Source organism: Eubacterium ramulus ATCC 29099, assembly GCF_000469345.1.
Taxonomy (GTDB): domain Bacteria; phylum Bacillota; class Clostridia; order Lachnospirales; family Lachnospiraceae; genus Eubacterium_I; species Eubacterium_I ramulus.
This window is the reverse complement of sequence record NZ_KI271193.1, coordinates 61,578-69,092: the sequence shown is the minus strand read 5'-3', so window position 1 is coordinate 69,092 and position 7,515 is coordinate 61,578. Positions and strand designations below refer to the sequence as shown.

Genomic DNA, 7,515 nt, shown 5'->3' with positions numbered 1-7,515 from the left:
AAGATATTATGCATATGTGTGTGACAACAATTATTTATACTGCTATCATGGTATTTGCAATAACCGGTATCGGATATGCCATTGGTAAACTCAACAAATTCGGTGACAGCGACGAACTGGTCAACCTGGATGACAAATAAGGGAGGGTATGAAAAATGACTACGACACAGATCTGGATGTTATGTTTTGTCGGAGTTATGGTTCTGCTGATGATCCTGTCAGCTGTGTGGAATCAGATGGGAAAGAAAAACAGGGAAGAGCAGTAACCCCGGTGTAGCAGAACTACGAAAAACAGCAAATGATATAGGAAATACAAATAGAACAAACAGAATAGTAGATTTCAAGTCGAACGCACGTGAGACTTGGTGTGTGAATCTGGTCAGCGAAAGCTGACATATTCTTCTCAGAATCACTGCACTCTACACTAATAAGAAACTACACTAATAAAAAACTACACTAATAAGAAACAGGAGGATTTTTTCATGAAACGTGGTATTGATATTAAATTAAATGTAAGACCGATTTTCCTTTCACTGGTACACCAGACCGTATTTGAGGGTCCATGTCGTTTCGGACATGATGAGGAACTGGAAATGGCTTACGACCAGATGGTAGAGGCAGAGTTATTTGAACAGTACAAAAAAGACCTGAAAAAATATATCACAGATCCGCAGATCAACGTAATGGAGTGCATTTACATAGAACGTCATGAGGATTTCATGAGTCCGGAATCCATGTTTGAAGCTATGACCGTGGATAATGACGAGGTAGATCTGTATTTGTTTAATACAGAAATCGGACGTACCGATATTACGACAGAATTTGCACAGCGTTATAAAAAACCAATCGCTATTATGCCGTACAATTGCTGCTGTCTGGCAGACTGTGTACCGCCGCTGATCGCAAGAGGTCTGGAGGCATATGGTTTTTATGACTGGGATGATGCAAACAAGACTATGCGTGCCATGCGTGTACGCAAAGTGCTGAGAAACATGAATGTGCTGGTAACACCGAGATATAATGCGAATAAATCTTTCTCTTCTGAGTCCAGCTTTAACTCACTGGCACAGGTTACTGATAAATTCGGCATCAAATTCCGTGTGTTGAACGTACATGAATTTATCGAGACCACACATGTCGTGGATCCGACCACAAATAGTACGGTTCCTGGCAGAAATATCAACAACCTGGATGAGGCAGATATGGTAGAAATCGAGCGTATCACAGATGAGCTGATCGCCGGTGCAAATAAAGTCGGCATGGAACGTGATATGATCATCAAATCCGTAAAATTATGGTACAATGCGCAGAAACAGATGAAACTGTATGACTGCAACGCGTTCAGTATGCCATGTCCGGATGCCTGTGCAACCAGACGTCTGAATCAGGAGCAGTTTACCGCATGTTTATGCCATTCCCTGAACAACGAGATGGGTATCCCGTCTGCTTGTGAGTACGATATCGGAGCAGTTGTTGTCATGATGATTCTGTCCAACTTATCCAATTCCGCAGCTTATATGGGAAATACAAACCCGATCTTCTATGATGAAAATGGAGATGCGATTCCGGAGCGTGTTATTACAGCAGAGAACCTGAAAGATATCAAAAATGTACCGAATCTGTATTACACCTTCCATTCCACACCGAACAGAAAACTCAAAGGCTTTGACCAGCCGTATGAGGAGTATGGTATCCAGCCGTTCGCATACAGCGGATGGGGTGCAACCCTGCGATATGATTTTGCGAAAGATGCCGGTCAGGTAATTACAATGGCACGTATCTCTCCGGATTGCAGCCATATGATGATTGCAAAAGGAACGATTGTAGGAGGTGGCGGCGTAGACAGCCAGAACTGTTCCCTGAGTGTAATCTTTACTGTAGACAATCAAAAAGATTTCTTTAAGAAACAGGTTCGTTACGGTGGAAACCATATGCCGCTTGTATACGGTGATTATACAGAAGAACTGGAAATGCTGGCAGAAATGCTTGGTCTGGAAGTAGTAAGAGCATAGAAACTGTGTCTGTAAGATAAATTCAAGTCGAACGCACGTGAGACTTGAAGAATCTAGTAGCAAAAAAGAAACAGGATGGTATAATAGATTTTGTAAAGATCATACATGTGTGGAGGAGATCAGAGGATCTCCTCCATGCTTGCTTTTAATGAAAAAAATACTATACAAATAGGAAAACTGGAAAACTAGAATGGACGGTAAAGATATAGAAGGAAGAGTCGATAGGATGCAAGCACAGATCAGAAATGATTTTCCAATCTTGGAACAGAAGATAAATAATAATCCGCTGATTTATTTTGACAACGGAGCGACCACACAGATGCCAAACTGTGTTCTGGAATGCCTGAACCGGCATTATATGCAGGATAATGCGAATGTGCACCGGGGAATCCATACACTAAGTGAAAGGTCCACATGTGCCATGGAAGATGCCAGAAAGACAGTGGCTGATTTTATCGGGTGTGACGATCCGATGCAGATCATATTTACCAGAGGAGCTACGGACAGTCTGAACCAGGTGGCGTTCGGTTATGCGGCGCAGTATATGCAAAAAGGCAGGAAGGTGATCGTGACAGAGTTCGAACATCATTCCAATTTTGTCCCGTGGCAGCAGGCAGCGAAACGGACCGGTGCAGAGTTTGTGGTGATACCGATGCGAGAAGATGGCAGACTAGATATAGAAGCATTGGAACGGGAACTGGACGAGTCCGTGGTGATCGTTTCGGTGACTGCAATCTCCAATGTGACAGGAACGGTACTTCCGGTGCGTGAGATCATTCAGAAAGCACATCAGTACAATGTCCCGGTGTGTGTCGATGCTTCCCAGGCAATCCGGCACGGTCAGATGAATGTGCGGGAACTGGATTGTGATTTTCTGGCCTTTTCCGGACACAAGACCATGGGACCTGCCGGGATCGGTGTTTTATACGGAAAGAAGGAACGACTGGATGTCATGGAACCGCTCTGGTACGGCGGTGGTATGGTGGATGTAGTAGGAAACGAGGATACAAGTTTTACCACGATTCCATATCGTCTGGAGGCCGGTACCCCGAATTATCCTGGAGCTATTGGGCTTGGTCAGGCACTGCATTATTTGCAGGAAATCGGTACAAAAGAGATTGCGGCATGGGAGAAAGAACTGACGGATACGCTGGAACAGAGACTTTCCGAACAGAAATATGTGCACGTACTGGGCGGAAATGTGGAAAAACAGAGTGTGATCTCTGTGGTGGTCGACGGCATTCATCCATACGATATGGCAAGTTTTCTGAATAAATACGGTATTGCGGTACGCAGTGGCAATCACTGTGCACAGCCGATGCTGCGCAGGCTGGGCTATGATTCGGTGATCCGTTTTTCTCCGGCATTTTATAATACAAAAGAAGAAATCGAAGTGATCGGTGACCGCATGGAGAAGATCATTTCGTTTTTGAAAAAATGGTAACATAAATTATGAGAGAGACAAAAGGGAGGAACTGTAATGAAAGATGCTTATATGAACCTGAGTTTTTACCAGATGTGGTACTTTATCCGTACCATTGAGCTTGGAAGTTATTCCAGGGCTTCCCAGGATCTCAACGTAACACAGTCGACATTAAGCAAATGTATTCAAAACATAGAACAGAACCTGAAAATGGAACTGTTTATCAGGGAGAAAAACAATCTGATACCGACAGAAGCTGCAAAAAATCTCTATCAGGTGTGGAAAAAGATGATTGTGGAAATGCAGGAAGCTGTGGAAGATGCACGGCGTTATATGGGTGGACGAAGTGAGAGTTTGAAAATAGGGGTGCTGGATTCCCACAAGTCAGAATCTTATCTGTGGGAGTATGTAGAAGCATTTCATGATCTGTATCCGGATATTTCGCTGGCAGTTGAGTCAGAACGGCCGGAAGTATTGCACAAAAAATTGATGGAAAATGAACTGGATGTTATTTTTACCGTGCGCTATGATATGGAAACAATTTCCTGGACCGGACATCATATGGAACTGGTGAAAGAGACACCATTTACCGTCTGTATGAGAGCGGACAATCCGCTGGTGGACAAACAGGTGTGGGAAGTCAAAGATTTAAAAGAGTGTAATCTGGTCATGATTTCAGCATTGCATCTGCCAAGTTATAACAGTATGATTGTGGAACTTTGCCTGAAATACGGCTTTTTTCCCAATATTGTCTATAATGCGCAGAATGCAGCATCTCAGATATATAATCTGTTGAAAGAAAACGACGTGTTTATCTGTGATAAATATCACAAAGATTATGGTTCATCTCATGTAATCTCGCGCCCGATAAAAAATACAAAGAGCGGTGTTGTGATGGTATGGAAGAACGAAAGAAAAAAATATCTTTGTCAGTTCATTGATGTAGTGAGAAACTGCAGACAGCATGAACAACAGGAAAACATTCAGAACGGAAGGATGCCGGAGGAAGAAAAATGAAGACAATAGATGAAATTCAGACAGAGTTTGTAACAGCGTTTAATGAGATTGATGACTGGATGATGCAGTATGAATTTTTGCTGCAGGTGGGTGCAGAACTGGAGCCGTATCCGGATAAATGGCGGGATGACACTCATCTGATCCAGGGCTGTCAGTCAAAAGTATGGATTCACTGTGAGGAGCAGGATGGAAGACTGCATATATGGGGTGATTCAGAGGCACTGATCATCAAGGGAATCATTGCAGTTGCCATTGTTATGTTTCAGGATCAGAAAAAGGAAGATATTGCCGGTGCAAAGGTGTGGTATATCGCGGATACAGATTTGAAAAATCAGATCAGCACAGATCGGTTCAACGGTGTGAACAGTGTGATCCGGCATATACAGTCCATTTGAGTGTTAAACAGGATAAGCTAGCAGGAGATCAGCTATGAAAAATGAATATATGAATCTGAGTTTTTATCAGATGTGGTATTTTATCTATGCGATGGAGCTTGGAAGTTATTCAAAGGCTTCACAGAAATTAAATGTGACACAGTCTGCCATCAGTAAGACAATCCAGAATATCGAACAGAATCTGCAGGTTCAGCTGTTCGCGCGGGAAAAAAATATACTGGTTCCGACGGAAGCCGGAAAAAGCCTGTATCGTTCATGGAAAGATGTGATCAGCGCAATGCAGGAATCTGTGGAAGTGGCACGCAGACATATGGGAGGTGATATAAAAAAACTGAACATAGGGGTTTTAGATATTCATAAATCAGAGGCATATCTCTGGGAGTACATGGAAAAATTCAGAGAACAATATCCGGGGGTAGGACTGGATATTGAATCGGAACGTCCGGAAATATTACACAGACAGCTGATGGAAAATGAACTGGATGTTATTTTTACAGTTCGATATGATATGGAACGCAGTGGTCTGGATGGAAACCATGTTGCTTTTATCAAAGATACACCTTTGACTGTATGTATGCGAACAGATCATCCGCTGCGGGATAAGGATGTATGGACTGTTGAGGATCTGAAGACGAGCAATCTGGTAGTTATTTCTGCCTTGCATCTGCCAAGTTATCAGAGCATGCTTATTGATCTTTGCCGGATGCATGGTTTTTTACCCAATATTGTATACAATGTGAATAATGCTTCGTCTCTGGTATATAATCTGCATGAAAAAAATGATGTGTTTATCTGTGACAGGTACCATAAAGATACAGATTGTCTGCATATTGTAAGCAGACCAATTGCAGATACACATAGTGGTGTGGCTATGGTATGGCGAAAAAATGATAAACAGTATCTGAGGGAATTCCTGAATCTGATTCGGAATGATGAACAAAGATAAGAAAAAATAGAGGGAGAGGAAGTTTTTCGTACTTGCTGTAACAGAAGTGATCGAAATACTAGGATATGAGAAAAAGTCCGTTACATATGCGAGATATTCGTTTTTCAAAAGACAGAAAACCAGCTACAATATAGACATATTAAGTTGGCCGGCTTGATGAGAAGTTTGTATTGTATCTGAGGAGGAAAACGAAATGATTGCAAAAAATATTGATGTGAAACTGAATGTTCGCCCTATTTATATCGGTTTGGTACATGAATATGCTTATGAGGGACCGTGCCGTTTCGGGGAAGGCGATGCACTGGAAAAAGAATATGATCAGATGGTAAGCAGGGAAACTTATGAAATATTCAAACAGGATGTTTTCTCTCATGTTCCGGCTGGAATAAATATGATGGATCCGATTTATCTGGAAGCTACGGATGAATGGGTAAATTCTGAAAAAATTTATGAAACACTGAGTGCAGAGATTGATAAAATTGATTTGTTTGTATTTAATTTTCAGATTGCAAGAGGATTTATCTATGTAGAGTTCGCACAGAGATTTCATAAGCCTGTTGCTATGATTCCGCATTCCTGCTGTGAGGAAACCCTGAATACAGCGGCTTTGCATGCAAGAGGACATGAGGCATATGCGTTCTATTCCTGGGCAGATTATGAAGGCTATCTGAGAGCATTAAGAACGCGAAAAGCGCTGCAGAATACAAGAGTGCTGGTTGCATCCAGATTCAGTTCTGTCAAATCCTATGGCGGAACCGACAATTTTGTAAATCTTGAAGAAATAACAAACCGTCTTGGAGTAAAATTCCGTAATATCAGCGTGCATGAGCTGCTGGATCAGCTGCATGAAGTTGACCCATATAGTAATCCGACGATTCCGGGCAGAAAAGGTCAGAATATCAATGCTGAGGATACAGCGCTGGCAGAAAAACTGGCAGATGAATTTATTGCAAATGCGGATGAAGTCAGAATGGATCGGGCAGCCATCATAGATACATTTAAAGCATATGTACTGGTTCAGAAACTGATGGATCATTATGAGTGTAATGCATTTACGGCACCATGTCCGGATTTGTGTTCCACCAGAAGACTTTCTGAGGAACGGGTAACATTCTGTCTGACGCATTCTTTAAATATTGAAAACGGAATTCCTTCTGCCTGTGATCTGGATTTCAATTCACTGCTTACGCAGGCGATATTGGAGAATCTGAGTGGAAAATCCGTTTATATGGGAAATGCCAATGTCTGTTCTTTAGAAGATGGAAAATTGCCGACGATTTTCGGTGATTTTGATGATGCTCATATTGATCATTTGGATGATAAAACGAATCTGTACAGTATGTTCCATGCAACACCAACACGAAAATTTGATGGATTTGAACAGCCGTTGAAGAAATATTCTGTAGATTCTTTTGCATACAGTGGATTTGGTGCAACAGTACGTTATGATTTTATGCAGGATGAAGGACAGGAAATCACAGTATGCAGAATTGATCCGACAGGTACAAAGATGCTGGCTGCAAAAGGAACCATTGTTGCTTCGGCCGGATATGATGGAAAGAGCTGCGGACAAGGCTTATTCTTCCGGGTAGCAGATAACAAAGATCTGTTCTATAAACAGTGCGAATTTGGTTGTCATCTGACTCTGGTGTATGGTGATTATATCGAAGACCTGAAGAAGTTTGGAAAAGTAACGGGAATTGAGATTGTGACAGCATAGAA

At 42.0% G+C, this 7,515-nt stretch carries 6 protein-coding genes; all 6 read left to right on the top strand.

The features are described from left to right. Window positions 1-482: 482 nt before the first annotated feature. The 6 genes from HMPREF0373_RS15805 to HMPREF0373_RS15780 all read left to right on the top strand — a co-directional run bounded on the left by HMPREF0373_RS15805 (window position 483) and on the right by HMPREF0373_RS15780 (window position 7,513). Complete coding sequence (locus HMPREF0373_RS15805; RefSeq protein WP_021740821.1) at window positions 483-2,012, top strand: hypothetical protein; 1,530 nt, start codon at window positions 483-485, stop codon at window positions 2,010-2,012. A gap of 226 nt (window positions 2,013-2,238) precedes the next feature. Then, on the top strand, window positions 2,239-3,456 hold the full coding sequence (locus tag HMPREF0373_RS15800) for an aminotransferase class V-fold PLP-dependent enzyme (protein WP_044965004.1): 1,218 nt from the start codon (window positions 2,239-2,241) through the stop codon (window positions 3,454-3,456). A 36-nt stretch (window positions 3,457-3,492) separates the two neighbouring features. Continuing rightward, the gene (locus tag HMPREF0373_RS15795; protein ID WP_021740818.1) at window positions 3,493-4,452 is read left to right on the top strand and encodes a LysR family transcriptional regulator; all 960 of its coding nucleotides are present in this window, start codon (window positions 3,493-3,495) and stop codon (window positions 4,450-4,452) included. After that, the gene (locus HMPREF0373_RS15790) at window positions 4,449-4,847 is read left to right on the top strand and encodes a SufE family protein (RefSeq protein ID WP_021740817.1); all 399 of its coding nucleotides are present in this window, start codon (window positions 4,449-4,451) and stop codon (window positions 4,845-4,847) included. The genes HMPREF0373_RS15795 and HMPREF0373_RS15790 overlap by 4 nt, the downstream gene beginning before the upstream one ends. Before the next feature lie 34 nt (window positions 4,848-4,881). Further along, the gene (locus HMPREF0373_RS15785) at window positions 4,882-5,793 is read left to right on the top strand and encodes a LysR family transcriptional regulator (protein ID WP_021740816.1); all 912 of its coding nucleotides are present in this window, start codon (window positions 4,882-4,884) and stop codon (window positions 5,791-5,793) included. Window positions 5,794-5,986: 193 nt separating this feature from the next. Then, a complete protein-coding gene (locus HMPREF0373_RS15780; RefSeq protein WP_021740815.1) occupies window positions 5,987-7,513 on the top strand; it encodes an outer membrane insertion signal domain protein in 1,527 nt (508 codons plus the stop codon). The last annotated feature ends 2 nt before the right edge of the window (window positions 7,514-7,515 follow it).